A 26,774-nucleotide genomic window follows, 5' to 3' on the forward strand; every position below is an offset into this window, starting at 1 on the left:
GTGGAACCCGACCCGACCGGGACCGGCTGCCCGATGCCCGATCCGTGGACACTCCGCTACACCGGGTACGCGCCCGCAGAGGAAGGCCTGCGCGAAGCCCTGTGCGCCGTCGGCAACGGCTACCTGGTCACCCGCGGCGCCGCGCCCGAAGCCGTCGCGGGCGGCGAGCACTACCCCGGCACCTACCTGGCGGGCTGCTACGACCGCGCCGACTCCGTCATCGGCGGACGGGTCTTCACCCACGAGGACCTGGTGAACTGCCCCAACTGGCTGCCCGTCACCTTCCGCCCCGCCGACGGCGAGTGGTTCGCCGGCCCGCCCGCCGAGCAGGAACTCGAACTCGACCTGCGCCGGGGCGTGTTGACCCGCCGGGCGGTCTGCGTCGACGCCGCCGGACGGCGCACCCGACTCGTCCAGCGCCGCCTCGCCAGCCAGGCCCGGCCGCACCTCGCCGCACTGGAGACCGAACTCACCGCCGAGAACTGGTCCGGCCGGCTCGACGTCCGCTCCGCCCTCGACGGCGCCGTCACCAACGCGGGCGTCCCCCGCTACGCCGGACTCGACAGCCACCACCTCACCACGCTGCGCCAAGAGGCTTGCCCCGAAGGTGAGTTGTGGCTGGAGGTGGCCACCGGCGCGGGCCGGCGCATCGCACTCGCCGCCCGACACCGGGTGCGGCCCGGCTGCGTCGCACTCCACGGCGAGGCCCGCCCCGGACAGGTCGCGCAGACGCTGGCTTTCGACGTCGCCCCCGGACTGCCCGTCACCGTCGACAAGGTCGTCGCCGTCCACACCTCGCACGACCCCGCCACCGGCGACCCGCTCGACGCCGCCCGCCGACTCGCCGCCGAAGCACCGGCCTTCGACCGGCTGCTGGCCGAACACGCCCGGCGCTGGGAGCAGTTGTGGCGACGCTGCCGGATCGACGCCGACTTCCCCGACCCCGGCCCGCTGCACCTCGACCTGTTCCACCTGCTGCAGTCCTGGTCCGAACACTCCGCCGACCTCGACGTCGGCGTCCCCGCCCGCGGCCTGCACGGCGAGGCCTACCGCGGCCACGTCTTCTGGGACGAACTGTTCGTCCTGCGCGTGCTCGACCTGCGATTCCCCGAACTCGCCCGCGCCGCCCTGCGCTACCGCCACCGCCGCCTCGACGCCGCCCGCCGCGCCGCCCGCGCCGAAGGCCGCCGTGGCGCCGCCTACCCGTGGCAGAGCGCCGCCGACGGCCGCGAACAGTCGCCCCAGGTACACCTCAACCCGCGCTCCGGCCACTGGCTGCCCGACCACACCCACCTGCAACGCCACATCGGCTCCGCCGTCGCCTACAACATCTGGGAGTACTACCGGGCCACCGGCGACCACGACTTCCTCGCCGAAGCCGGTGCCGAAACCCTGCTGGAGATCGCCCGCTACTGGGCCTCCGCCGCCACCCACGACCCCGCCCGCGGCCACTGGTCGATCCGCGGCGTCCTCGGACCGGACGAGTACCACGACGCCTACCCCTGGGCCGACGCCCCCGGACTCGACGACAACGCCTACACCAACGTCCTCGCCTCCTGGGTCCTCGCCCGCGCCCGCGACGCCCTGCACGCCCTCCCCGCCCGCCGACGCGACGAACTCACCGAACGGCTCGCCCTCGACACCGCGGAGACCGACCACTGGCAGGACATCGGCCACCACCTGCACGTGCCCTTCCACGACGGCGTGATCAGCCAGTTCGACGGCTACCGGCGGCTCGCCGAACTCGACTGGGACACCTACCGCCGGCGCTACCCCGACCTGCGCCGACTCGACCGAATCCTGGAAGCCGAGGGCGACACCGTCAACCGGTACCGGGCCTCCAAGCAGGCCGACGTCCTGATGCTCTGGTACCTGTTCCCCGCCCGCGAGGTCCACGAGCTGCTGCGCCGGCTCGGCCACCCCGCCGGGGACGAACTGATGCGCCGCACCGTCGACTACTACCTCGACCGCACCGTCCACGGCTCCACCCTCAGCTCCGTCGTCCACGCCTGGGTCCTCGGCCGCTGCGACCCCCACGCCTCCTGGCGGCACTTCCGCGACGCCCTCACCGCCGACCTGCACGACTCGCAGGGCGGCACCACCCGCGAGGGCATCCACCTCGGCGCGATGGCCGGCGCCGTCGACCTGCTGCAACGCTGCTACACCGGGCTGGAGTCGAGCGACGACGGCGTCCGGCTCGACCCGCACCTGCCCGGCGCCCTGCACAGCATCACCCTCGACCTGCGCCACCGCGGCCGGCGCACGCTGCGGATCACCGTCGATCGCCGACACGTCACCGTCGCCCTCGACCCGGACCCCGTCGACCCCGTCCGCATCGCCGTACGCGGCGAGCGCACCCTGCTCCGCCCCGGACAGAGCCACACCTTCCGGCTGTGAAACCCGCCGGGCGCTGCTGCGGAGAGAGCCGCGCCCCACTATTCCAGCGCTAGGATACCGGCATGGAATCGGGCCTGACCGCCGCCGAACTGACCCTGCTCGGCCTGCTGGTGGAGCAGCCCCGGCACGGGTACCAGCTGGAAGCCGTGATCGCCGAGCGCGGCATGCGGGAGTGGACCGAGGTCGGCTTCAGCTCGATCTACTACCTGCTGACGAAGCTCCGCGAGCGCGGGCTGATCGAGCAGGTCGAGGGCTCCGCCGACCCGGGCGACAAACGGCGCAAGGTGTTCGGCGCGACCGCCGAGGGGCGGCGGGCCTGCGCGGCGGCCGCCGAGGAGGCGATCGCCGAACTCCACCCGCTCTTCCCGCGCGTCCTGGTCGGCCTCGCCAACCGGCCCGCCGTCGACCACGACCGGCTGCTCGACGCCCTCGAACGGCGCGCCCGGGCACTCGCCGAACGGATCGCCGAGGTGACGCGGGCCGAGGCCGCCGGTCCGGCCGCGCCCGAGTTCGTGCGCGCGATCTTCGACCACTCGCTCAGTCAACTACGGGCCGAACAGGCCTGGTTGGACCGCTACCGGGCATCGCTGGGCGACGCCCGACGGAACGGAGGCTCGCAGCGCATGGCACCGTACGACGTCAAGAAGGACCTGAAAGAGCTCTACGCGCCCAGGAACACCGTCCTCCGTCAGCCGGTCGGACCCGCCGCCGCGCCCTGAGCCCGGACGACGGGGGAGTGGGTCCAAGGGCGCTACGCGCTGCGGATGCGTCGGACCAGGTCGGCGGCGGCCTCCGGCCAGTGCGGGTGGTGGAAGTCGAAGCCGGCCTCCAGCAGGCGGCCGGGGAGGACGCGGCGGCTCTTGAGGAGCAGTTCGGTGTCCGATCGGACGGCGAACGCGCCGAGTTCGGCCATCCAGCGGGTCGCGGGGAGGCCCACCGGAATGCCCCGGGCCGTCCGGATGGCCCGAAAGAAGTCGCGGTACGGGACGGGGTCGGGGGAGGAGAGGTTCACCGGCCCGTCGAGGTCGTCCCGGTCGATCAGGAAGTCGAGGGAGCGGACCAGGTCGTCGCCGTGGATCCACGACATGTACTGGCCGCCGCCCGCGACCGGCCCGCCGAGGCCCAGCCGGGCCAGCCGCAACATGAGGTCGAACGCGCCGCCCCGGCCGGGGCTCATCACCATCGCGGTCCGCAGCGCGACCTTGCGCGTGTGCGGCGTGTCGGCCTCCTGCTGCGTCCGCTCCCAGGCCTTGGCGATGTCGACGCTGTAGGCCCAGTACCCCGGAACGCCCGGCTCGCCGCCGCCGATCAGGCCGGTGGCCTCGTCGTTGCCCGCGTCGAAGCGGTGGGCGTAGATGGTGGCGGTGCTCATCTGGAGCCAGACCTTCGGCGGCCGGGCGGCCCCCGCGATCGCCTCGCCCACCACGCGGGTGGACTGCACCCGCGAGTCCATCATGGAGCGCAGATTCACCTCGGTGTAACGGCAGTTGACGCTCCGCCCAGCGAGATTGACCACCACGTCGCACCCGTCGACCGCCTCGACCCACTCGCCGGGCGTCCGCCCGTCCCAGCGGACCTCCCCGAGCCCCGGCCGCCTGCTCAGGACCACCACCTGATGCCCGGCGGCGGTCCACTCCCGCTCCAGCAGCCGGCCCACGTTCCCGGTGCCCCCGGGCAGCACGATCTTCATCAAAACCCTCCCCTTGGATGGTGCAGGGGCGAGCCTAGCGAAAAGTGAACGCGTTCAAAAGCGGCGTCCCGCCCGGCCGGGGGCCGGCGGGCGGCACCGCGCCGCCGGCCCCCGGCCGCGGAGGGCGTCAGGCCGCCGAGGCGGCGGGCTCCTGCGGGATCCCGAAGACCTCGTCGAAGCCGAGCGAGCGGGCCACCGGCACCAGGAGGTACGGCGTGCCCGACCCGGCCGGGGACGCGGGCCCGACCTGGCCGCGGCCGAGCGCGTCGTGCGGGTCGAGGAGGTCGAGGTTGTCGAAGACGTAGTACAGCGGCAGCTGCGTCCAGGCGACGAGCTGCAGGTGAGCCACGACCGCCGCCCGCTCCACGACGTGCCGCCGACTCGCCGCGCTGGTCATGCTGCCCTTGCAGTCGAGCAGGACGATCCGCCCGTCCCGCGCGGCAATGAGGTCCGGCGTCCACCGGAGGGAACTGTTCGTCGTACGCAACGCCCGCCGGATCGGCTCCCCCATGATCCCCTGGCCCCACGCGCTCACGGACCACCGGCGGTTCTCGAGTTCCTGGGCGACACGCCGCTCGTGGGCGTCGCCAATGGCTTTCCTTGCCTGAAAGCTCGCCATACCAGGAGTTTGACGCAGCATCACCTCGCCGAAACGACCGCCGTTCCGCCACCGACCGTGTTCGGCCACCGCCCGCACCGGCCACCGCCCGCGGCCACCGCCCGCCGACTCGCCGATCAGGACGTCCGCCAGGCGGCCGTGTCGGCCAGCACCCGCAGCTGCTCCCGCACTTCGGCGGGCACGGGCAGGCCGTCCAGGACGGCTGCCGCCTGCTCGTACCGTTCGGTGATCATGCGTTCGACGGCCCGGTCCGCGCCGGTGTCCCGCAGGAGTGCCCGCAGTCGTCCCGCGTCCTCCTCGTCCAGCCGGGAGTTGCCGTACAGGGCGTGCAGCAGCGGCGCCCGGGCGGGGGTGACGGACCGGTGGGCGAGGCTGACGAGGACGGTGTGCTTGCCCTCGCGCAGGTCGTCGAGGGCGGGCTTGCCGGTCTGCTCGGGGCGGCCGAACGCGCCGAGCAGGTCGTCGCGCAGCTGGAACGCCTCTCCCAGCGGCAGCGCGAACGCGCTCAACCGGTGCTGGAACGTCTCGTCCGCCCCGGCGAGGGCGGCGCCGAGCTGGAGCGGCCGCTCGCAGGTGTACTTGGCGGTCTTGTAGCGGATCACGGTCAGCGCCGGCCCGGTGTCGGCGGTGGGCAGGCCCGTCGCGATCAGGTCGAGGAACTGGCCGTACATGACCTCCTCGCGCATCAGGCCGACGAGCGGCCGCAGGCGGGCGGCGGCGGCCGGGTCCGGGCCGCGCACGGGATCCTGGAGGAGCTCGTCGGACCAGAGCAGCGCGAGGTCCCCGGCGAGGATCGCGGCGCCGGCGCCGACGGCGTCCGCCAGCTCCCGGGAGCGGCCCGCCCGGTACCGGGCGGCCAGGGCCCGCTGCACCGTCGGCTGCCCGCGCCGGGTGTCGGAGCCGTCCATCACGTCGTCGTGGAGCAGGCAGAACGCGTGGAACATCTCCAACGCCGCCCCCACCTGCACCGCCCGGTCCAGCCCCCGCGCGCCCGTGCCGCCGGCCGCCTGCCAGCCCAGCACGCACAGCAGCGGACGGATCCGCTTGCCGCCCGCCCCGACGAAGGCCGCCACGGCGACCGGCACGTCGTCGGGCAGCCCGGCCCGACGGGCCTCGGCGGTCTTGCGGTCGACGAACGCGTCGAGCACCCCGTCCACCCGCCGCCGCACCTCGTCCAGCCCGGGCCGCCGCCACGGGGGCCGGGGCGTCGAGGGGGCGGGGGCTGTGCGGGTCGTTCCGTCGGAGGCCACGGGAGGTCACCAGATTTCGCCGGGGCGGCCACTCGCCCCGCGCACCCGTCGGGCGCACCGTCCGGGGCGTGGCCCACGGGGCTCCTACCCGCCGGCCCCAACACCGAACCGGATACCGGACATTGGACACCGGGGGCCGGATCAGCGCGGGTCCCCGCCGGACGGGTCGAGGTGCGCGACGATGACGAAGTTGTCCACCGCCGGGGAGTTGTCGGGCCGCTCCAGGCAGGTCAGCACCACCAGCCGGCCGGGCACGTCGGCCCAGATCGCGTCCGCGTCCGGCAGCTCGGCCTTCGGGACGGCGGTGGCCCCGTCGACCACGTAGCGGACGCCCCCTGCGAGGACGGCCGCGCCCGGTGCGACCTTCGACGTGCCGGTCTCCGGGGCGAACAGGTAGTTGCCGGGGCCGACCGCACCCCACCGGAGCGAGTGCATCGCCACGTACACCGTGCCCGTCGCGGGTGACGTCGGGGCGCCGAGGTTGACGATCAGGAAGGCGGAGGCGAACCCGGGCGGCACCACCGACCCTGCGACCTCGTTCATCGTCCCCAGCGGCACGTCCAGCCCGACCGACGGGACGACGAACCGGCCCGCGCCCTCCGGCTTCGCGTCCTGCTGCTGCCGCTGCTGCGGGGCCGGCCCCGCGCCGGGGTCGAGCTGGACGGGCCTGCCGTTCATGTCCACGCCCGCCGGCGCGGCCCGCCCGGGGTGGGGGCCGAGGGCGCTGCGGCCCAGCAGCGCGGCGCCGGCCAGCGACGCCGCGATCAGCAGCGGCAACAGCCGGTCGGCCCGTCGCGACCGGCCGCTGCCGGGGGCGTCGTCGTGGCGTTCGGCGGTCATGGGCGCTGCTCCTCCTCCGGGGTGGGGACGGCGCCGCCCGCCGGCCCCGGAGGGTCGGCGGGCGGCGGACCGGACGCGTTCGCTGCCTCAGCGGCGGCTCCGGCGGCGCAGCGCGACGGTGGTCAGGCCCGCGGCGGTCACCAGCAGCGCCACCGCGCCGGCGGCCTGCCACGCCGTGGACGGTGCGCCGGCGGTGTCGGCGGGCGACCCGCCGGTGTTGACCTTCGGGCCGCCGGGGCGCTGGTGGCCCGGCGACTTGGTGGGCTCGGGGGTCGGCGTCGGGGTGGGCGTGGGGCCGGCTGCGACGATCGGCAGTGAGGTGCTCGCCGGGTCGGAGGTGGCCCTCGCCCCGTCGGGGCCCACGCCGGAGGCGGTGGCCGTGTTCCGCAGCGACCCGCCGCCGGCGATGTCGGCCTCGGTGACCGTGTACGTCGCGGTGCAGTGGGTGGACGCTCCCACCGGAAGGGTGTCGCCCAGCGCGGTGGGGGAGCAGGTGATAGGGCCGAGCGTTCCGCTGCCGGAGAACCCGGTCTCGTCGACGGCCAGCCCGCCCAGCGGCACGTTGCCGGTGTTGGTCACGTCGTAGCTGTAGGTCACCACGTCGCCGGCCGCGGTGAGCTTGTCGATCGGCTGCCCGTCGGCGTCCGTGGCGGTCGCCGTCTTGGTGAGCGACACGCCCGGGGCCTGCCCGGAGATGACGATGGTGTACTGGCGGGTCGCGGTGCCGTCGACCGGGTCCGAGACCTGGACGGTGAAGGTGTAGCTGCCGGGGGTGGTCGGGGTGCCGGTGATCGTCCCGTCCGGGTTCAGCGTCAGCCCCGGCGGGAAGTCGCCGGCGACGACCGTCCAGGTGAACTCCGGGTTCGGGTTCTCGGTGACCGCCTCGACCACGTCCGAGTAGCCGACGCCGACCGTCCCGTCCTTCAGCCGGGGGGTGATGATGCACGGCGGCTGGGTCAGGCCCCCGAACAGGTTCTGGTTCCACCCGGAGAAGGTGTTGCAGATCAACGTGGTGGTCGATGCGGCGCCGCTGAAGCCCGCCACGCCGTACCCCCAGAAGTCGCGCAGCGGCGGCAGGACGGGGGAGCGGCCGATGTCGTTGTACGAGATGACGATGTCGGTGCCGCCGGTGACGTTGATCCCGATGTCCGCGCCGTTCGGGCCGGTGAACGTGTTGTGGTCGACGGTCACGTTGTCCGCGGTGAACAGCAGCATCCCGGTGGAACTGCTCACCGAGTTGTTGGCGGTGTACGTCACCACCGAGTTGTGGGTGAAGCTGCCGCTGGAGTTGAAGTACTGCACCGAGTTCTGCGCGATGTTGCCGGTGATCGGTGGCGCGGGCAGCGGGACGGTCTCGTCCGGCGGGCCCAGCGTGGAGCCGGTGACGTTCATGGTCGCGGCGCCGTTGGCGGTCAGGCCGTTCTTCTGGAAGTCCGACACCCTGACGTCGGTGACCGTCACGGTCTGCGGGCCTCCGGCGGTGGCGTCCACGATGATGCCCTGGCCGAAGTTGTACGTCTGGTGCCGGGTGATGCCGGTGACCGTCACGTTCGACAGCGACCCCGACGCGGACAGGAACCTGATGCCGAAGAACGCCGCGTTCGTGGTGGAGTCGCCGGGCGCCCGGGGCAGGTAATTGCCCTGCACGGTCAGGTTCTTGATGGTCATCGTCGCGCCGGCGTTGCTCACCACCGCGCCCAGCAGCGGGTTCGCCAGGGACGGGTCGGTCGCGGTGATCGTGTGGCCGCCGCCGTCCAGGGTGAAGCCGTCCGGGACGGTCAGGTTGTCCGTGGTGGCGCAGTCGACGGTCAGGGTGATCGTCGTGCCCGAGGTGGTCGAGGCCGTGCACACCGTGCGGATGTCCACCGTCGCCGCCGAAGCGGGAGGCGCCGACCACAGCGACGACCCCGCCACCACGACCCCGCCCAGAGCGGCAGCGCCCGACCAGCGACGCGAGCCGTGCCACCGCCCGTGTGTGTGCCGCCGTGAAGACCTGACAGCGGCGTCCGAATGTGACGCTCCGATCACCATCTGTGACCACCTCCCCCGGGAGGCTAGGACTCCGACAATCAGCTCGAATGCCAACACGCCGAACGCCCGGCGTCGGCGCGCACGATTCACCCGCCCGCCCGCCCGCCCGTCGCCCCGGAAGGACGGCGGGCGGGGGGCCGGACAGGCCTTAAGGCCGGCGCTGCTGGGGGAGGCCCGTGCGTTCGTTCTGCAGGTCCCACAACTCCCTGAACCGGCCCGTCCGGTCGGCCACCAGCTCGGCGAAGGCGCCCTGTTGCAGCACCTTGCCGTCCTCCAGGACCAGGATCCGGTCGGCGACCGCCACGTTGGTGAGCCGGTGGGTGACCAGCACCACCGCCCGCTTCTCGGCGACCGCCCGCAGGTTCTGGAAGATCCGGTGCTCGGCGCGCGGGTCGAGCGCGGCGGTCGGCTCGTCCAGCACCAGCAGCCCGGCCTCGCGGTGGAACGCCCGGGCGATGGCCAGGCGCTGCCACTGGCCGCCGGACAGCTCCTCGCCGCCCATCCACTCCACCGCCAGCAGGGTGGACAGGCCCCGGCGGAGCTTGGCGACCACGTCCGCCGCACCCGAGGCGTCCGCGGCGCGCAGCACCGCCTCGTCGCCCTCGGCGGTCGGCTGGCCCAGCGTGATGTTCTCCCGGCAGGTCATCGGCCAGCGCGCGTAGTCCTGCGGGACCACCGCGACCTGCCGCCACAGTGCGTGCGGATCGAGGTCGCGGGTGTCGCGCCCGTCCCAGCGCACCGAGCCGCCGTCCGGCAGGTAGAGGCCGGCCAGCAGCTTGGACAGGGTGGTCTTGCCGGAGCCGTTCTCGCCCACCAGGGCCAGGATCTCGCCGCGCGCCACGTGCAGGCTCACCCCGTCCAGGGCTCTGCGGTCGGACGCCGGGTAGGCGTACGAGAGGTCCTTCACCTCGATCCGGTCCGGCGCCCCGGGCGTCCCGGCGCCGCGGCGGGGACGGTGGCCGCCCGCCGTGTCGAGGAAGCTCGACCAGTCGTCCAGGTACATGCCGGTGCGGAACAGGTCCGCGCCGTAGCCGACGATGCCGCGCAGGCTGGTGCCCACCGCGGCCAGCGCGAACACCGCCGCACCGCCGCGCGGCAGGCTCATCCGGCCGGTGCTCACCAGCCACAGCATCGCCGCCCACACCAGCGCCGACCCGAGACCGGAGGCGACCGCCCCGACCACCGACACCCGGGCGCTCTTCATCGCCGCGGCCCGCGAGACGACGTTCAGCCGCCGCCCGACCTCGTCGTACTTGGCGAGCAGGAAATCGCCCATGGTGTCGGAGCGGACCTGGTCCGCATTGCGCTTGGTGTGGATGTACCAGCGCAGGTTCCCGAGCACCCGCCGATCGGCGATGGTGGCCCGGTTCGCCAGGAACTGCACCCGGGCGGCATGGACGGAGGCGATGCCCTGCGGCAGCGCGGCCAGCACCAGCAGCGGCAGCAGCGCCGGGTGGAGCACCGTCAGCACGCCCGCCGCGCCGAGCAGCGAGGCGAGCGAGGCCAGCAGGTTCTGCGCCTCGCCGACGATGTCCACGCAGACCTCGGCGCCGCGGTCGGCGGCGTCCAGCTCGTCGTTGTAGCCGGCATGGTCGTAGGCCGTCAGCTCCGCCGCCACGGTGGCGCGCAGCACCGCGGCCTCCGCCTCCCGGGAGATGCGCGGCGACAGATGGATGGTGACGGTCCGGATCGTGATGCCCAGCAGGGCCCGGGCGCCCGCGGCCGCCGCGATCACCAGGATCGACGGCGCGGCACGGGTCAGCTTGTCGCCGACCGGGCCCGGGCCGAACAGTGCCGAGATGGTGCCCGTGGTCGCGAACAGGCCGGCCGCGCCCAGCACCGCGGACACGGCCTGACAGGCCAGCAGCAGCGCGACCGAGGTGCGGTCGATGCGCCAGCCGAGCCGGAAGGCGCGCACGACGAGCGTCGGCAACCGGCGCGCCATCGCGTTGACGCCGATCGCCTCGATCGCCTCGACCCGGCGGCCGTCGGCCAGCCACGTCAGTTCCTCGTCGGCCGGTTCGGCCGACGTCGTCGTCGCACTCACGCGCCCACCTCCGGGCGGGCCGTCAGGGCCCCTCGGGCGGGCGGTCGGGGGCGGATGGTCGGGGTGGGGGAACAGGCCACGGATCCTCCAGACGCGAAGCGCTGCACGGACACACGGAAGCGCGGGCACGACTCGCCGAGGAACACCAACTCGGCATGATCCACGTCGAGTTGGCGATCCTCGTGCGAGTGGGCGGCGACCGATGATGGCGCTGTTCCGGCACCCCGTTCAAGCGGATTCCCGTCCGGGCGAGCCCGTGCCGAACCGGGACATTTCGATCTCCGCGCGTCTCGACCGACCACCCCCGCGCCGGGCCGCCGGAGCGCCGCCGGACCGGGCCCGGCGCGACCGGGAACGTGCCGCCGGTCCGGGCCGCCACGCTGCCCGAAGCCGCCGCCGGATTCACTCGTTCGGACTATTCGAGCGGGGGTCGGGCCCGCTACGGTCTGCGCATGCCGACCGAGATCGCGCGCGCGGCTCGGACACTCCCGCGGACGCGACCCCCTGAGCACCCGGCCGGGCCGTCACCACAGGGCGCTCGCGATGCCCGCGCCCGCGAAGGAGAGGGCGCTGCCGAGCAGCACAGTGACCGTCAGATACAGCCCGGAGAGGGCGACCCGGCGGGTGGAGGTCAGGGTGAACACCTCGTAGGAGAACGTCGACCAGGTGGACAGCGCCCCGCAGAAGCCGGTGGCGAGCAGGAGTGCGGGGTGGGTGCCGAGGCGGCCGCGCAGGAAGGCCTCGGAGAGGAAGCCGAGCAACAGGCAGGCGGCGGCGTTGGCGGTGAGCGTGCCGAACGGGAACGGGCTGTGCACGCGGGACTTGACGGCGACTCCGGTGAGGTAGCGGGTGGGCGCGCCGATCAGGCCGCCGACCAGGACGAGCAGCCAGTCAGTGAGCACCCGCGGCCTCCTGGTGCGCCGGGACACCGACCACCGCGCGGGCCGCGAACACGCCGAGAGTGACGCCCGCCAACGCGGCCAGCACGGTGACCAGCAGGTAGGCCGCCGCGGTGCCGGGGGCGCCGCCGCGCACCAGCAGTCGGATGTTGTCGGTGTAGTGGGAGAACGTGGTGAACCCGCCGAGGAAGCCGGTGCCGAGCAGGGCGCCGACGAGCCGCTTCGCGCCGGGGAAGCGGTCCGCCAGCACCGTGAGCAGCGCGCCCATGGCCAGGCAGCCCACGGCGTTGATCAGCAGGATCGGCCAGGGGAACTCGGTGCCGGTGGTCGGCCAGAGCCGCTCGATCCCGTAGCGGGCCGCCGCGCCGAGCGCGCCCCCCACCCCGACCGCCGGCACCACCGGGAACCGGCCGCCCGGGGCGTGCTCGGAATGCGCGTGGCCGGGCGGCCTGACCGGATGGTCCGCCGCGCCGAAGTACGGATTGGTCATCGGAAACGCGCCCTTCTTCGGGATCGAACGTGGGCCGTACAGGCGAACATCAGTGACCACCGGCTGCCATGACACCCGCCCGGACAGGCGTCTGGGCTAAACATGACTGCCGGACAGTTTCGGTGCACATCACCGTATTTCAGGTCATCCGGCCTTCCCGTGACCTCCAGGAGAAGACGTGACGCAAAGTGACCCCGATGGCTCCGGATCGGGCCCCGGGCCGATCCGGGAACGGGAGCCGCTGGCGTACCTCGTCTCCTCGCTGCGCGGCGTCGGGCAGGTCGACCTGCAGCCGCAGCTGCTCACCGGCGCATTCATCCTGGCCGGACTCTGGGCGGCCGGTTGGAGGACGGGGCTCTTCGCGACCCTCGGGACCCTGATCTCCACCGCCGCCGCCTACGCCTTCGACGTCGACCGCGGATCCATCTCCCAGGGCCTGCAAGGGTATTCGGGCTGCCTGACCGGAATCGCGCTGGTGACCTTCCTCGGCCACCACGTCGCCACCTACATCCTCACGGTCGTCGGGTGCGTGGTGTGCACCGTCCTCACCGCCACCCTCGCCGCGCTGGCCAAGCCCTACGGCCTGACGCCGCTGACCGCGCCGTTCTGCCTCGTCTCCGGGGTGATGGTGCTCGGCGCGCCGTCCTTCGCCCGGATCTGGCACGGCGCCCCGGCGCCGGCGGCCAACCCGACCGTGGGCGACACCGGCATCACGTTCTCCGACCTGTGGCACGCCTTCTTCACCAACGTCTCCCAGATCTTCCTGGTGAACAGCTGGTACGTCGGCCTGATCATGCTGGTCGGCCTGGCCTGCGCGGGGGTGCGGGTGGTGCTCGCCGCGGCGCTCGGAAGCATTGCGGGGATCGTCGCCGCCTGGGCGCTCGGCGCGCCCACCGCGCAGATCGCCGACGGCATCTACGGCTACAACGCGGTCCTGGTCGCCATCGCCGTCGGCGCGGTCTTCCTCGCCGGCACCCCGTGGAATGCGGGCTACGCGCTGTTCGGCGCCGCCCTGTCCACCGGCCTGACCGCCGCGATCACCTCGCTCTTCAAACCCTTCCACGGCCACACGTTCACCTGGCCGTTCATCCTCACCACCTGGGCGCTGATGGCCGCCGTCCCGCTGCTGCCCAGACTGCGCCCAGCCCCCGCGGGCTGACGGCCCGTCGTCGGACGACCCCGGCGCCGGGGCAGGGCGGCCCGCGGCCCGAGCACCCGCCGACCGTCCGGCACCCGGCGACACACGCGCAGCCACCGTCCCCCACCCAACCCGAACCCCCGTTCCGAGGAAGGCGTCCCCGATGAACCTCGCCCCCCGCGAGATCGACAAGCTCGTCGTCTACGTGGTCGCGGACCTGGCCCGCAAACGCCAGGGCCGCGGCCTCAAGCTGAACTACAGCGAAGCGGTCGCCCTGATCACCGAGGCGATCCTGGAAGCCGCCCGGGACGGCAGGTCCGTCGCGGACTGCATGGAGCTCGGCCGCCATGTCATCGGCCCGGACGCCTGCATGGACGGGGTGCGGCAGATGCTGCCGCTGCTCCAGGTCGAGGCGTCCTTCGTGGACGGCACCAAGCTGGTCTCGGTGCACGACCCCATCGGCGGCTGACCGGTGGCCGACCGCATCCGGGTGCTCGCGGTCTGCGGCCACGAGGCCGCCGGCGGCGCAGCCCTGCACCACCTCGCCGGTCCCGACACCGCGGTGGTCGGCGCCGGCCGCGCACTGTACCGGGCCCTCGCCGCCGACCCCGCCCGGCAGGGCATCGCGGTCGTCCCGATGACACTGGGCCGCGACCCCGAACTGGTCGCGGACACCGCCCGAACCGTCCGGGCCCTGCCGCCCGACCTGCGCGGCGGCGTCGCCGTCGCCGCGCCCTTCGGCACGTCCGAGCACCTGGTCGGCTGGCTGCGGGCCGCCGCCGCGACCGTCCCCACCGCCGCCGCGCTGCTGCTCACCGCGCCCGGCGCCGACCCGTACCAGGACGCCGAGCTGTTCCGGGTCGCCCACCTGGTGCAGCGGCATGGCCGGCACCGGCTGGTGGAGACCGCGCTGCTCGGCGACGACCTCGACGCCGGCGAGGGCGTGCGGCGCTGCGCCCTGCTCGGCGCGCGCACCGTCGCGGTGCTGTCCGCGTCCTTCCTGCCGCCCGGGCGGGCCAAGGCCCCTGACGGCGTGTCGGTCATCGACGGCGGGCCGCTGCTCGGCCCCGCCGCCCTGGCAGCGGTGCTGTCCGCGCGGGCCGCCGACGCCGTGCGGCGGCTGCGCGAGAACCGGGACGACGGGATCGGGCGGGCGCTGGTCGCCGCCGACGGGCACGGCCTCGCCCACACCCACGGGCCCGGCGCGGACCACGACCACCACCACGGACCCGGTGACCACGAGCACCACCACCGGCACGGCCCGGGGGAGGGCCGGTCCCCCAACCACTCCCCGCAGGCGCAGCACACCCACCCGTCCCCGGATGCCCGTCCCCTCGCGGCGACGGATGCAAGGAGTCACCAATGACATTCGGCACGTACCTGTACGGCGATGGACAGATCGAGATCAACGCGGGCCGACGGACCGTCAAGGTCGAGGTGGTCAACACCGGCGACCGGGCGGTGCAGGTCGGTTCGCACTACCACTTCTTCGAGGTCAACCCGGCGCTGCGGTTCGACCGCGACAAGACGCTCGGCATGCACCTGAACATCCCGGCCGGCACCTCGGTGCGGATCGAGCCGGGCGGCACCCGCGAGGTCGAGCTGTGCGAGTACGGCGGCACCGGCCGGCTGGTCGGCTTCAGCGGCCTGCTGAACGGCTCCACCGTCTCGCACCCCGCCCGGATCGAGGCCTTCCACCGCGCTCTGGAACTCGGCTTCCAGGGCGCCCGGGCGCAGCAGGACGCACCGCAGAACCCCGCGAAGAAGAAGGGCGCGCACTGATGCCGATCCTGTCCCGCCAGCAGTACACCGACATGTTCGGGCCGACGGTCGGCGACCGGTTCCAACTCGCCGACACCAACCTGATCGTGGAGGTGGAGAAGGACTTCAGCGAGGGCCTGTACGGCGACGAGATCGTGTACGGCGGCGGCAAGTCGATGCGCGACGGCATGGGCTCCGACCCGCAGGCCACCGCCGCCCAGGGCGCACTGGACACGGTGATCACCAACGTGGTGGTGATCGATCCGATCCTCGGCGTGGTCAAGTGCGACATCGGCATCAAGGACGGCTTCATCGCGGGCATCGGCAAGTCCGGCAACCCGCAGACCCAGAACAACGTGCACCCGGACCTGGTGGTGGGGCCCGGCACCGAGGCGATCTCGGGCGAGCACCTGATCGCCACCGCGGGGGCGATCGACGCCCACGTCCACCTGATCTCGCCGCAGCAGGCGCAGCAGGCGCTGACCAACGGCATCACGACGCTGATCGGCGGCGGCACCGGCCCGTCGGACGGGACGAACGGCACCACCTGCACACCGGGCCCGTTCAACATCGCGCGGTTCCTGCAGGCGTGCGAGGAAGTGCCGGTCAACATCGGCATCATGGCCAAGGGCAACGGCAGCCTGCCCGGCGCACTGGACGAGCAACTGGCCGCAGGGGCCTGCGCGTTGAAGGTGCACGAGGACTGGGGCGCGACGCCGGCGGTGATCGACAACGCGTTGAGCGTGGCGGACCGGCACGACGTGCAGGTGGCGATCCACACCGACAGCCTGAACGAGTCCGGCTTCTTCGAGGACACCCGTTCGGCGATCGACGGCCGCACCATCCACACCTTCCACTCCGAGGGCGCGGGCGGCGGGCACGCCCCCGACATCCTGCGGGTCACCGGCGAGCCCAACATCCTGCCGTCCTCCACCAACCCGACGCTGCCCTACACCAAGAACTCGGTGGACGAGCTGCTGGACATGGTGATGGTCTGCCACCACCTGAACCACGACATCCCGGAGGACGTGTCCTTCGCCGACAGCCGGGTCCGGGCCGAGACCATCGCCGCCGAGTCGGTGCTGCACGACCTCGGCGTGATCAGCATGTTCTCCTCCGACTCGCAGGCGATGGGCCGGGTCGGGGAGTCCGTGACCCGGGCCTTCCAGACCGCGCACCACTGCAAGGACAAGCGCGGCCCGCTCGACGGAGACAGCGCCCGCAACGACAACCAGCGGGTGCTGCGCTTCCTGGCCAAGGTCACCATCAACCCGGCCATCGCGACCGGCATTTCGGACTACGTGGGTTCGCTGGAGGCGGGCAAGCTGGCCGACATCGTGCTCTGGCCGATCCACTCCTTCGCCGCCAAACCCAAGATGATCATCAAGGGCGGGATCATCTCCTGGGCGCAGATGGGCGACCCCAACGCCTCCCTGCCCACCCCGCAGCCGGTGATCTACCGGCCGATGTTCGGTCAGCTCGGCCGCGCCCAGCAGGCCACCCACGTCACGTTCATGTCGCAGGCCGGGATCGCCGCCGGCGTCCCCGAGGAGCTCGGCCTGCACCGCAGGGTGCTGCCGGTGCACGGCACCCGCGTCATCGGCAAGCACAACATGGTCCGCAACAACGCGCTGCCCAAGGTCGCGGTGGACCCGGAGACCTTCAAGGTCACCCTGGACGGCGAGGTCGCCACCATCGCGCCCGCCGAATCGCTGCCGCTCAACCACCTGTACTTCGTGGTGTAGCGGATGCTCCCCAGCCCGGACCGGAACCCGGACCGCACCGGGCAGTCCCCCGAGCAGCAGCTCGGGGGACTGCCCGCCCTGCTGGCCGGCCTGCAACTCGCCGACTCCGCCTTCCCGAGCGGCTTCTACACCCTCTCGCACAGCCTGGAGGGCTACGCACAGGCCCGCGCCGTCACCCCCGACACCCTGCCCGCGCTGCTCGCCGACCTGCTCCGGCACGCCGTCGGACCCGGCGACGCCACCGCCCTGGCACTCGCCCACCGGGCCGCCACCGACGGCGAGTTGCAGGCCGTCGCACAGGTCGACCGGCGGCTGCACGCGGGCAAGCTGAGCCGCGAGATGCGCCAGGCCGCCACCCGCACCGGCCGCCAACTGCTCGACCTGGCCGCCGAGGTCTTCGACCGGCCCGTGATCGCCGACTACCTGCGGCTGGTGACGGACCGCCGGGTCCCGGGCTGTCAGGCCGTCGCCGCCGGCGTGGTGTACGCCGCCGCCGGCGTCCCCGCCGCCCACGCGGTGGCCGCCGACCTGTTCGCGTTCAGCGCCAGCTTCGCCGGGGCCGCCCTGCGGCTGCGGCTCACGGACCACCGCAAGGCCCAGGTGCTGCTGCGCGGCGCCGCCCCCGTCATCGAGGAGACCGTGCGGGCCGCACTGCACCGGGAAGCGGCCGACCTCGGCTCGACCGCCTTCGCGTCGGACATCATGTCCGGCCGTCACGAGCGCGCCGAGGCCCGCCTGTTCGCCAGCTGACCGAACGCCGCCCGGGCCGGCGGGCCCGGGGAACGGCCGGGGCGGCCGCCGGACGGCACACCGCCCCGCACACCACCCACCACCGGCCGGACCACCGGATCGACGACGACCCGGAAGCGGCCCCGTACAGCCCAAGGAGCACAGTGGACGACAACGTACTGCGGATCGGGATCGGCGGGCCGGTCGGCTCCGGCAAGACCGCGCTGATCGAGGCGCTGGTGCCGGTCCTGGTCGCGCGGGGCCACCGGCCCGCCGTGATCACCAACGACATCTACACCCAGGAGGACGCCCAGCACGTCCGCCGCACCCTGGCCGGCATCCTCGACCCCGACCTGGTGGTCGGCGTGGAGACCGGAGCGTGCCCGCACACCGCCGTCCGCGACGACCCGACGATGAACCTGGCGGCCGGCGCGGAACTCCTCGAACGCTTCCCCGAGGTCGACACCCTGCTGTACGAATCCGGCGGCGACAACCTGACCCTGACCTTCAGCCCCGTCCTGGTCGACGTCTTCGTGTTCGTCCTCGACACCGCCGAGGGCGAGAAGATGCCCCGCAAGCGCGGCCCCGGCATCACCGAGTCCGACCTGCTGGTCATCAACAAGATCGACATCGCGCAGTACGTCCGCACCGACATCGGCGTGATGGAGTCCGACGCGCACAAGGTCCGCGACGGCCGGCCCGTGATCCTCACCAACTCCCTCGACGGCACCGGCATCGAGGACCTCGCCGCGTTCCTGGGCGGCCGCCGCAAGGCGCTGATCTGACATGACCTCCGCCCCGCCCCGGCCGACCGTGACCGCCGACCGCCCCGACCCGGCCGACCGGGCGCCGGACCCCGCGCCCCCCGACCCGGCCCACGCCGCACGCCGCCCGGTAGTCGACCGGCTCGACCCGGCGCACTGGAGCACCGGCCGCCTCCCCGCCGAGGTGGCCGGCTGGACCGCACGCCCCGACACCCTCCCGCCGGGCTCGCCCGCCAAGGTCGGCATCCTCGACCTGGCCTTCCAGGTGCGCGCAGGCCGCACCGAACTCGTCGAGCGCTACCAGAAGACCCCGCTGCAGATCATGCGCCCGCTGCGGATCGACACCGCCCGCCCCGGCGACGCCTACCTCTTCCTGATGGCCACCGGCGGCGGCATCACCCAGGCCGACCGCTACCGGATCGACGCGCACTGCGGCCCCGGCACCCGCGTCCACCTCACCACCCAGGCCGCCACCAAGGTGTTCCGGATGGAACAGGACTACGCGAGCCAACTCGTCCACCTGACCGCCGAACACGGCGCGTACCTGGAGTACCTGCCCGACCCGCTGATCCCGTTCCGCGACGCCCGCTACTACCAGCGCACCACCGTCACTGTCGCCCCCGGCGCGACCGCGGTGCTCGGCGAGACCCTCACCGCCGGACGGCTCGCCCGCGGCGAACGCCACGACTACCGCGTCGTCGCCACCGACCTGGAGATCACCCGGCCCGACGGCACCCTGCTCGCCGTCGACACCCAGCGGCTGGTCCCCGACGGCGACCGACGCACCGTCACCGGCCCCGCCGTGTTCGCCGGACACGACCACCTCGCCACCCTGTTCGTGGTCAGCGACCTGCGCCCCGCCGGCGAGATCGCCGACACCCTGCACCGCGCCCTCGACGGCCGGTGCCCCACCTACGGCGTCTCCACCCTCCCCGAGGAGTCCGGCGCCTGGCTGCGCCTGCTCGACGACAGCCCGATCCGCACCGCGGCCGCCCTCGACGCCGCCTGGCGGGCGGTCCGCCTGCTGCTCACCGGCACGCCCGCGCCGCCCCTGCGCAAGACCTGAGCGCCGAACCGGCCGCCACGCCCGTCCTCCCCGAGAAAGTGCCGAGGAAATGCCCATGCTCTCCGCGCCCCCGCCGATGCCCCCGGCCTACAACTCCGGCGACACGGCCTGGCTGCTCGCCTCCACCGCCATGGTCCTGCTGATGACACCCGGCCTGGCGTTCTTCTACGGAGGCCTGGTCCGGCTCAAGCACATCCTGATGATGCTGAAGATGAGCTTCGCCGCCCTCGCCTTCGGCACGCTGGTCTGGTGGGCGCTCGGCTACACCCTCGCGTTCGGGCCGGACGTCGGCGGGGCCGGCCTGATCGGCGGCGTCGACCGGGCGTTCTTCCGCGGCATCCAGCTCACCACCCTCACCGGCGCGATCCCCACCTACATCTACGCCACCTTCCAGATGGGCTTCGCGATCGTCACCGTCGCCCTGATCAGCGGCTCCGTCGCCGACCGGGCGCGGATGCGCGGCTGGCTGGTGTTCGTCCCGCTCTGGCTGCTGATCGTCTACGCGCCCGCCGCGCACTGGGTGTTCTCCCCGGACGGCTGGATCCACGACAAGCTCGGCGCGCTCGACTTCGCCGGCGGCCTGCCCGTCGAACTCAACTCCGGCGCCGCCGGACTGGCCGTCGCGATCGCCCTGCGCGGCCCGCGGGGCTGGGCCCGGCGGGAGGAACGGCCCAACAACATCCCGCTGGTGGTGATCGGCGTCGCGCTGCTCTGGTTCGGCTGGTTCGGCTTCAACTCGGGGTCGGCGCTCAACGACCAGGGCACCGCCGCCGCAGCCTTCCTGAACACCCAACTCGGCGGCGCCGCCGCGATGGTGACCTGGCCGCTGGTCGAGAAGTGGCGCACCGGGAGCGTCAGCACCACCGGCGTGGTCTCCGCGGGCGTGGCCGGCATGGTCGCCATCACCCCCGCCTGCGGCGAGATCAACCCGCTCGGCGCGGTGATCACGGGCCTGGTGGCCGGCCTGGTCTGCGCGTTCGCCGTCACCCTCAAGTACCGCTTCGGCGTGGACGACACCCTCGACGTGGTCGGCGTGCACGGCGTCGGCGGCGTCACCGGCCTGATCATGGTCGGCCTGTTCGCCACCGCCCGGATCAGCGGCCACGAGGGCCTGTTCTACGGCGGCGGCTGGAGCCTGCTGGGCAAGCAGGTGCTCGCGGTGCTCGCGATGGCCGCGTTCTCGTTCCTGCTCACCTTCCTGATCGCCAAGGCCGTCGACGCGGTCGTCGGCTTCCGGGCCGACGCCGCGTACGCGCACGTCCCCGGCGAGGAGGCCGAGACCGCCTACGACACCGTCACGGCCGAACGCCTCGGTGCGCTCGCGGCCGAGGGCGCCGCCCGCAGCGACAGCGAACTCATCCGGCGGATCGCCGAGTTGATCCGCGCGCGGCGCCAGGACTGACCGCCGCGAGCGGGGCGCGGAGAGGTCGAGGGCGCCGGCAGGCGGCGTCGCCGCCGGGGCCGGGGGCGGTGCCCCCGCGCCGTGATGGGGCGGGGGCTTCCGGGGTACGTCCGAGGGTCAGAGGACCCGGGCGGTCGCGCCGTAGCCCAGGGCCTTCGACGGCGTCTGGGCGTCGACCGCCTGGCCGGGGGTGGGGCGCCAGTCCGCCATCAGGGTCAGGCCCGGCTCGACGAGCTCCATGCCCTCGAACCAGGACGCGATCACGTCCTTGGGACGGGTGTAGAGCTGCTGGCCCACGCCGGCGCGGTAGGCGTCGGACATCCGGCCGACCTGGGCGCGGGTCTCGTCGTCGGCCAGGTCGTCCGAGAGGTGTGAGATGGCGAGGTAGCTGCCGGGCACGCAGGCGTCCCGGTAGCGGGTCACCAGGGCGGCCGGGTCGTCCTTGTCCTCGACGAACACCAGCAGGCCGCCCATCAGGATGCCGACCGGGCGGCTCAGGTCGATCAGTTCGCGGACCCGGGGGTGCTCCCAGATCTGCTCCGGGAACCGGCCGTCCGCCTCGATCATCGCCACCAGCGGTTCGTCCGCGAGGATCTCCTCGCCGTGCAGCACCGCCGAGGGCTCGTGGTCCACGTACACCACCCGGGCCTTCGGGTTCCGGGCGTGCGCCACCTCGTGCACGTTGCCCGCGGTGGGCAGGCCGGACGCGATGTCGATGAACTGGTCCACGCCCTCGGTGAGCAGGAACCGCACCGTGCGGCGCAGCCAGTCCCGGTTCGCGCGGGCGAGCAGTTCGACGCTGGGCAGCATCGTTCTGATCCGCTCGGCCTTCTGCCGGTCCACCTCGAAGTTGTAGAGCCCGCCCAGGTAATAATCGTATATTCGCGCGATGTTGGCGGACTCCACGTCGGCCACTGGGCGGTCGGTGCTTGTGGTCATGGGGGGACCCCTCGCGTCGGGATGGCGGCCCGTCACGACGGCGTGCCGTCCACCGCCGGTGAGTATAGTGACGCCCAATCAGCTCTGGTACTGGTCAACGATATTGAGATCGGAGACGGTTCGGGTGGCTGCTGAAGCGGCCGTCCGGGGCGACGCCCTCAGCGACCGCGGCAGCCCCGAACCGGCAGGTCAGCTCCGGTCGACGATGACGGAGATGCCCCAGCCGATGGCCGCGAGGACCAGGGCGAAGATCAGTCCGGCGAGGGCGCGGCGGGCCGGACCGGCGGTCGGCCGGGCGGCGTCCTCGGTGGACGGGCCGAGGGGGTTGAGGAGCCACAGGGCGCAGGCGAAGAGCGCGGGCAGCCCGGCGCCGGTGAGCAGGCCCACGACGACGATCTTCGCGAGGGCGCCCAGGTTGATCCAGGCGTTCATCGGACGGCCTTGTCGGCGGGAGGCACCGGAATCGCCGAGCCGGTCCAGGCGTCATTGACGTTCTCCGGGGTCACGGCCGGACGGCGGGAGGCGACGAAGAACGCGATCGAGGCCGCCACGAGCACGAGGAAGACGACCACCACACCCGCCGTGCCGCCGATGCCGTCCGCGATCCAGAAAGCCACCGCGCCGAGCAGCGCCGAGGCGGGCAGTGTGAACAGCCAGGCCGTCACCATCCGGCGGGCGAGCCGCCAGCGCACCTCGGCGCCATTCCTCCCCACCCCCGAACCCACGATCGACCCGGTGGCCACGTGCGTGGTGGACAACGGGTAGCCGAAGTCGGTGGAGCAGAGGATCACGGCGGCCGTCGCGGACTCGCTCGCCATCCCCTGCGCCGGCGCGATCTCGGTCAGCCCCTTGCCCAGGGTGCGGATCACCCGCCAGCCGCCGACGTAGGAGCCCAGGCCGATCGCCAGCGCACAGGAGACGATCACCCAGGTCGGCGCCTTCGCCCCGGTCGGCAGCGCGCCGTCGGCGATCAGGGCCAGGGTGATGACGCCCATGGTCTTCTGCGCGTCGTTGGTGCCGTGGGCGAGCGACACCATCGAGGCCGAGCCGATCTGGCCGAGCCGGAAACCGCGCCCACGCGCGCCTTCGGAAACGCGACGGGTGATCCGGTAGACCAGCACCGTGCCGATGGCGGCCACGCCGCCGGCCACGAACGGCGACAGCAGGGCGGGAACGATCACCTTGGAGACCAGCTCCTGCCACTTGACGACCGAGGGGCCGGCCGCCGCCACCGTCGCCCCGATCACCCCGCCGATCAGCGCGTGCGAGGAGCTGGAAGGGATTCCGAGGAACCAGGTGGCCAGGTTCCACAGGATGCTGCCGGTCAGACCGGCGCACACCACGGTCAGGGTGACCTCGTGAGCGGCGACCAGGCCACTGGCGATGGTCGCCGCCACGGCGGTCGACAGGAACGCCCCGGCCAGGTTCAGCACCGCCGAAAGACCGACCGCGACGCGCGGCGGGAGCGCCCCGGTGGCGATCGAGGTCGCCATCGCGTTGCCGGTGTCGTGGAAGCCGTTGGTGAAATCGAAGCCCAGCGCCGTCGCGACCATCAACGCCAGGACCGCGTCATTACCGGTCACGGACCAGAACCTAGCCCGGGCCCCGACCACCCCCGGTGCAGCGACACCCCGCCGCGCCCGGGGTGGACGGGCTGCCATCCGGTCGGGTCAGCAACGGCCTCCCGACCTCCCGGACTCCGCGTGCAGGTTCGCCGGAGCCGCTCGGCACGCGGAGTCCGGGCCCGGGAGCACCGGCACCGCCACGACGGGGTGTCAGGCGGCGGGCTGCTGCTGGGTGACGCAGTGGATGCCGCCGCCGCCGGCGCCCAGCGCGTCGATGTTCAGCTGCTCGATCACCCGGCCGGGGAAGAGCCGGGCCAGGGTGGACCTGGCGGCGGCGTCGGCGGTGCTGTCGCCGAACTGGGCGGAGACCACCGCGCCGTTGCACACGTAGTAATTGGCGTAGGAGCCGACGAAGTTGGGGTCGGTCGAGCGGATCCTGTTGTAGTCGGGGCCCTGGAGCTTGGTGACCGTGATCGCCCTGCCGCCGGCGGTGGTCGCGGTGGACAGCGCCTGGTACTGCGCGCGGGCGTCCTGCGCCCACACGTCGGTGTCGGCCGCCAGTGGCATCTGGACCAGCCCGGCGCCGGCGGCGAGGAAGCGCGAGGTGGCGTCCACGTGGTCGTCGGTGATGTCCTGGCCCTTGATGCCGGTGAACCAGATCACCTTCGAGGCCCCGTAGGCCGCGCACATCGCGGACTCGATCTGGGCCTGGGTCAGGTTCGGGTTCCGGTTGGCGTTGATCACGCTGCTGCGGGTGGCCAGCAGGGTGCCGGCGCCGTCCTGCTCGATCGCGCCGCCCTCGGCGATCAGGCCGGCCGCGGTGAACGGCACCCCGACGTAGGCGGCGATCCGCTGGGCGACCAGGGCGTCCTTGGCGTGGGTCTGCCGGTTGCCCCAGCCGTTGAAGTTGAGGCCGACCGTGTCCAGTCCGCCCGCGCCGTTGGTGCGGAACACGGCGCCGCTGTCGCGCATCCAGCAGTCGTCCACCGGGATGGTGTCGATGACCGTCACGGCCGTGCCGCACATCGACCGGGCGGTGGCCGCGCTCGCCGGGTTGGCGCACATCACGACCGGCTCGTACTTGGCGATGGTCTTCGCGATCAGCGCGATGTTCGCCTGGACGCCGCTGAGCTTGCTGCGCCAGATCGTGCTGCTGTCGGGCCAGGCCATCCACGTCCTGGTGTGCCGCACGTCCTCCGCCGGGACGACGAACGCACCGGCGGCGGGGACGGCACCGGCGGCGGGGGCGGCCGAGGTGCGGCTTGCGGCGAAGGCGGACGGGCCCGCGACGGCGGCCGCGGCCGCCCCTGCGGCGGTCAGGCCTGCGGCGGTGAGGAACCGCCGCCGGTCCAGGGCGGGCGGCGTGGGGGAGTGCTCGCGCATTCGGATCTCCAGTTCAACTGCCCGCTGAGGGTGCGGGGTTGGTGGGGTTGGTCGGAACAGTAAAACTGACCAAGCGCTCGGTCAATGCTTTGCGCAGCTTTCGACCGCCGGGCGCGGGCGGGTCGCTACAGTGGCGGCCATGGCGACGCGGACGAACGAGCAGGGCGGGACGGTCGGGCAGGGCGGGACGGTCGGGCAGGGCGGGACGGCCGGCCGGCCGCGGGGGGCGACCAAGGGTGAGCAGACCCGGGCCCGGCTGATCGCCGCGGCGCGCACCCTGCTGGCCGGCGAGAGCGCGGGGCGGTTCACCACGCGCAACGTCGCGGCGCTGTGCGGGGTCTCGCACGGGATGTGCCACTACCACTTCCAGGACCGCACCGACCTGATCGTCGCCGTGGTCGAGGACATCCGCCCGGAGTGGATCACCCCCCTGGAACGGGCCGTCGACGGACCCGGAGGCTTCGCCGAACGCGCCGAACGGGTCGTCGCCCTGCTCACCCGGCCCGAGAACCCGGACCTCGCCCACCTGCACTCCGCGCTGCACTGGCTGGCGCTCAACGACGACCGGGTCCGCGCCGCGCTGGACCAGGAGTACCGGCGGTGGCGGTCCTGTTTCACCCGGCTGTTCCGGGCGCTGGCCGAGGAACGCGGCGCCGGCCCGGACCCGGTCGCGCTCGGCGACGCGTTCGCCGCCGCCGTGGACGGGCTGGCCGCCCTCCAGTCCCTCGGCCCGCAGGTGGACGCCACCGCGGTGCTGCGGACCCTGATGGCCGCACTGACCGCCGCGCCCGCGACGCCCGCCTGACGGGCCCTCAGGCAGGCGTGTTCACGGGGACGGCACGGCCGGCTGCTGCTGGGTGGCGCAGTGGATGCCGCCCCCGCCGGCGGCCACGTGGTCGATGGACACCTGGACCACCTTCCGGCCGGGATGCAGCTCGCGGATGAGGCCGGCCGCCCGGTCGTCGGCGGCCCGATCACCGAACCGCGGGACGACCACGCCGCCGTTGACGACGTAGTAGTTGAGGTAGGTGGCCAGGAAGTCCTCGTTGTGCGCCGGGATCAACTCGGCGTCCGGCTCGACCAGTTCGACCACCCGCAGCGGCTTCCCCCGGGCGTCGGCGGCCGAGCGCAGGACGCCCAGGGCCTGGTCCGAGGCGGTGGTCCAGACATCCGGCGGCGTGTCCGCGGCCGGGCGGTGCACCACCGCCGTCCCCGGCTCGGCGAACCGGGCCAGGGCGTCGATGTGGCAGTCGGTGATGTCCTGGCCCGCCACGCCCTTGATCCACAGCACCTTGCCGACGCCCAGGCGCTGCTTGAGCTCCGCCTCGATCTGGTCGCGGGACCTGCCGGGATTGCGGTTGCCGTTCACCCAGGAACTCTCGGTCGCCATCAGGGTGCCCGCGCCGTCCACCTCGATCGCGCCGCCCTCGCCGACGACGGACGCCCGGATGCGCGGGATGCCGTAGTGCTCCAGCAGTCTCCGGGCGACCTGCGCGTCCTCGGCGTGGGTCTGCTTGCCGCCCCACCCGTTGAACCCGAAGTCCACCCCGGCAAGCCCCTGCGGGCCGGTGACGAACGTCGGGCCGGTGTCCCGCGCCCACAGGTCGTCCACCGGCAGCTCGATCACCTCCACCGACGACCCGCACTGCCGGCGCGCCTGCGCCGCCTGGTCGGGCCGGGCCATCAGCACCACCGGCTCGAAGGACGCGACGGCCTGCGCGATCGTCGCGATGTCCTGGCGCACGCCCGGCAGTTGGCCGCCCCACACCTCCTCCAGCGCGGGCCACGCCATGAACGTGCGGGTGTGCGGCGCCGACTCCGCCGGCATCGCCCAGCCCGCTGCGGACGGTTGCGGACCGGACGGCTGCGCGCCGGTCGGCCCGGTGGCGGGCCCGGATGCGTCGGAGTCCCCGCCGCCGGAACAGCCGTCCAGCAGCGCCAGCGCCGCCACGGCGGCGGCGGAGCGGAACAGGGCACGGCGCGACGGAGCGGCGGACGAGAGATCGGGGAGCACATCCG

At 73.4% G+C, this 26,774-nt stretch carries 25 protein-coding genes; 12 read left to right on the forward strand and 13 right to left on the reverse strand.

Translation table 11 applies throughout. The features are described from left to right. Both AMK19_RS11105 and AMK19_RS11110 read left to right on the forward strand, forming a co-directional pair. A complete protein-coding gene (locus AMK19_RS11105) occupies positions 1–2,397 on the forward strand; it encodes a glycoside hydrolase family 65 protein (RefSeq protein WP_241844337.1) in 2,397 nt (798 codons plus the stop codon). 62 nt (positions 2,398–2,459) lie between these two features. Further along, complete coding sequence (locus AMK19_RS11110; protein ID WP_073810546.1) at positions 2,460–3,116, forward strand: PadR family transcriptional regulator; 657 nt, start codon at positions 2,460–2,462, stop codon at positions 3,114–3,116. Between the two features lie 32 nt (positions 3,117–3,148). Here the strand turns inward: AMK19_RS11110 and AMK19_RS11115 are convergent, their stop codons facing one another. The 8 genes from AMK19_RS11115 to AMK19_RS11150 all read right to left on the reverse strand — a co-directional run bounded on the left by AMK19_RS11115 (position 3,149) and on the right by AMK19_RS11150 (position 12,263). Next, positions 3,149–4,087, reverse strand: coding sequence for a TIGR01777 family oxidoreductase (locus AMK19_RS11115; protein ID WP_073810548.1), 939 nt, complete (start codon positions 4,085–4,087; stop codon positions 3,149–3,151). A gap of 127 nt (positions 4,088–4,214) precedes the next feature. Next, positions 4,215–4,598 (reverse strand): hypothetical protein, encoded by a 384-nt coding sequence (locus AMK19_RS35155; RefSeq protein WP_241844338.1) that lies wholly within the window; start codon positions 4,596–4,598, stop codon positions 4,215–4,217. 224 nt (positions 4,599–4,822) lie between these two features. Next, the gene (locus tag AMK19_RS11125; RefSeq protein ID WP_083646654.1) at positions 4,823–5,956 is read right to left on the reverse strand and encodes a polyprenyl synthetase family protein; all 1,134 of its coding nucleotides are present in this window, start codon (positions 5,954–5,956) and stop codon (positions 4,823–4,825) included. A 141-nt stretch (positions 5,957–6,097) separates the two neighbouring features. Further along, positions 6,098–6,796: a class F sortase gene (locus tag AMK19_RS35160; protein ID WP_198953289.1), complete on the reverse strand. Its 699-nt coding sequence runs from the start codon at positions 6,794–6,796 to the stop codon at positions 6,098–6,100. An 87-nt stretch (positions 6,797–6,883) separates the two neighbouring features. Further along, complete coding sequence (locus AMK19_RS11135) at positions 6,884–8,662, reverse strand: DUF7507 domain-containing protein (RefSeq protein WP_143200148.1); 1,779 nt, start codon at positions 8,660–8,662, stop codon at positions 6,884–6,886. A 313-nt stretch (positions 8,663–8,975) separates the two neighbouring features. Then, positions 8,976–10,874 carry an ABC transporter ATP-binding protein gene (locus AMK19_RS11140; RefSeq protein WP_073810554.1) on the reverse strand — a complete coding sequence of 633 codons (1,899 nt, stop codon included), beginning with the start codon at positions 10,872–10,874 and terminating at the stop codon, positions 8,976–8,978. A gap of 524 nt (positions 10,875–11,398) precedes the next feature. Further along, the gene (locus tag AMK19_RS11145) at positions 11,399–11,776 is read right to left on the reverse strand and encodes a fluoride efflux transporter FluC (protein ID WP_073810556.1); all 378 of its coding nucleotides are present in this window, start codon (positions 11,774–11,776) and stop codon (positions 11,399–11,401) included. Further along, the gene (locus AMK19_RS11150) at positions 11,766–12,263 is read right to left on the reverse strand and encodes a fluoride efflux transporter FluC (protein WP_073810558.1); all 498 of its coding nucleotides are present in this window, start codon (positions 12,261–12,263) and stop codon (positions 11,766–11,768) included. The genes AMK19_RS11145 and AMK19_RS11150 overlap by 11 nt, the downstream gene beginning before the upstream one ends. A 178-nt stretch (positions 12,264–12,441) precedes the next feature. Between AMK19_RS11150 and AMK19_RS11155 the strand changes: the two genes are divergently transcribed. From AMK19_RS11155 to AMK19_RS11195, 9 genes are all read left to right on the forward strand, one after another. Beyond that, positions 12,442–13,422 (forward strand): urea transporter, encoded by a 981-nt coding sequence (locus tag AMK19_RS11155; RefSeq protein WP_241844339.1) that lies wholly within the window; start codon positions 12,442–12,444, stop codon positions 13,420–13,422. 142 nt (positions 13,423–13,564) lie between these two features. After that, positions 13,565–13,870, forward strand: a complete 306-nt coding sequence (locus tag AMK19_RS11160) for an urease subunit gamma (protein WP_073810560.1) — start codon at positions 13,565–13,567, stop codon at positions 13,868–13,870. A gap of 3 nt (positions 13,871–13,873) precedes the next feature. Next, positions 13,874–14,767 (forward strand): hypothetical protein, encoded by an 894-nt coding sequence (locus AMK19_RS11165; protein ID WP_073810562.1) that lies wholly within the window; start codon positions 13,874–13,876, stop codon positions 14,765–14,767. Beyond that, complete coding sequence (locus AMK19_RS11170; protein ID WP_073810564.1) at positions 14,764–15,183, forward strand: urease subunit beta; 420 nt, start codon at positions 14,764–14,766, stop codon at positions 15,181–15,183. Before AMK19_RS11165 ends, AMK19_RS11170 begins: the two co-directional genes overlap by 4 nt. After that, positions 15,183–16,907, forward strand: a complete 1,725-nt coding sequence (ureC, locus tag AMK19_RS11175) for an urease subunit alpha (protein WP_073810566.1) — start codon at positions 15,183–15,185, stop codon at positions 16,905–16,907. Before AMK19_RS11170 ends, ureC begins: the two co-directional genes overlap by 1 nt. 3 nt (positions 16,908–16,910) lie before the next feature. After that, positions 16,911–17,657, forward strand: coding sequence for an urease accessory protein UreF (locus AMK19_RS11180; protein ID WP_083646656.1), 747 nt, complete (start codon positions 16,911–16,913; stop codon positions 17,655–17,657). Between the two features lie 143 nt (positions 17,658–17,800). Further along, positions 17,801–18,421 (forward strand): urease accessory protein UreG, encoded by a 621-nt coding sequence (ureG, locus tag AMK19_RS11185; RefSeq protein WP_073810568.1) that lies wholly within the window; start codon positions 17,801–17,803, stop codon positions 18,419–18,421. A gap of 1 nt (position 18,422) precedes the next feature. After that, positions 18,423–19,466 carry an urease accessory protein UreD gene (locus AMK19_RS11190; protein WP_083646657.1) on the forward strand — a complete coding sequence of 348 codons (1,044 nt, stop codon included), beginning with the start codon at positions 18,423–18,425 and terminating at the stop codon, positions 19,464–19,466. Between the two features lie 55 nt (positions 19,467–19,521). Next, positions 19,522–20,868 (forward strand): ammonium transporter, encoded by a 1,347-nt coding sequence (locus AMK19_RS11195; RefSeq protein WP_073810570.1) that lies wholly within the window; start codon positions 19,522–19,524, stop codon positions 20,866–20,868. A gap of 117 nt (positions 20,869–20,985) precedes the next feature. On the opposite strand, the gene AMK19_RS11200 is transcribed toward AMK19_RS11195, so the two are convergent. From AMK19_RS11200 to AMK19_RS11215, 4 genes are all read right to left on the reverse strand, one after another. Next, positions 20,986–21,807 (reverse strand): SAM-dependent methyltransferase, encoded by an 822-nt coding sequence (locus tag AMK19_RS11200; RefSeq protein WP_073810572.1) that lies wholly within the window; start codon positions 21,805–21,807, stop codon positions 20,986–20,988. Positions 21,808–21,996: 189 nt separating this feature from the next. Further along, the gene (locus AMK19_RS11205) at positions 21,997–22,239 is read right to left on the reverse strand and encodes a hypothetical protein (RefSeq protein WP_073810574.1); all 243 of its coding nucleotides are present in this window, start codon (positions 22,237–22,239) and stop codon (positions 21,997–21,999) included. Beyond that, the gene (locus AMK19_RS11210) at positions 22,236–23,390 is read right to left on the reverse strand and encodes an inorganic phosphate transporter (RefSeq protein WP_241844340.1); all 1,155 of its coding nucleotides are present in this window, start codon (positions 23,388–23,390) and stop codon (positions 22,236–22,238) included. The genes AMK19_RS11205 and AMK19_RS11210 overlap by 4 nt, the downstream gene beginning before the upstream one ends. A 192-nt stretch (positions 23,391–23,582) precedes the next feature. Next, positions 23,583–24,755 carry an agmatine deiminase family protein gene (locus AMK19_RS11215; protein WP_073810578.1) on the reverse strand — a complete coding sequence of 391 codons (1,173 nt, stop codon included), beginning with the start codon at positions 24,753–24,755 and terminating at the stop codon, positions 23,583–23,585. 139 nt (positions 24,756–24,894) lie between these two features. On the opposite strand from AMK19_RS11215, the gene AMK19_RS11220 reads away from it, so the two are divergent. Further along, positions 24,895–25,560 carry a TetR/AcrR family transcriptional regulator gene (locus tag AMK19_RS11220; RefSeq protein ID WP_073810580.1) on the forward strand — a complete coding sequence of 222 codons (666 nt, stop codon included), beginning with the start codon at positions 24,895–24,897 and terminating at the stop codon, positions 25,558–25,560. A 21-nt stretch (positions 25,561–25,581) separates the two neighbouring features. On the opposite strand, the gene AMK19_RS11225 is transcribed toward AMK19_RS11220, so the two are convergent. Then, on the reverse strand, positions 25,582–26,769 hold the full coding sequence (locus tag AMK19_RS11225) for an agmatine deiminase family protein (RefSeq protein WP_073810582.1): 1,188 nt from the start codon (positions 26,767–26,769) through the stop codon (positions 25,582–25,584). Positions 26,770–26,774 lie beyond the last annotated feature (5 nt).

It is taken from the genome of Kitasatospora sp. CB01950 (assembly GCF_001905465.1).
GTDB lineage: Bacteria > Actinomycetota > Actinomycetes > Streptomycetales > Streptomycetaceae > Kitasatospora.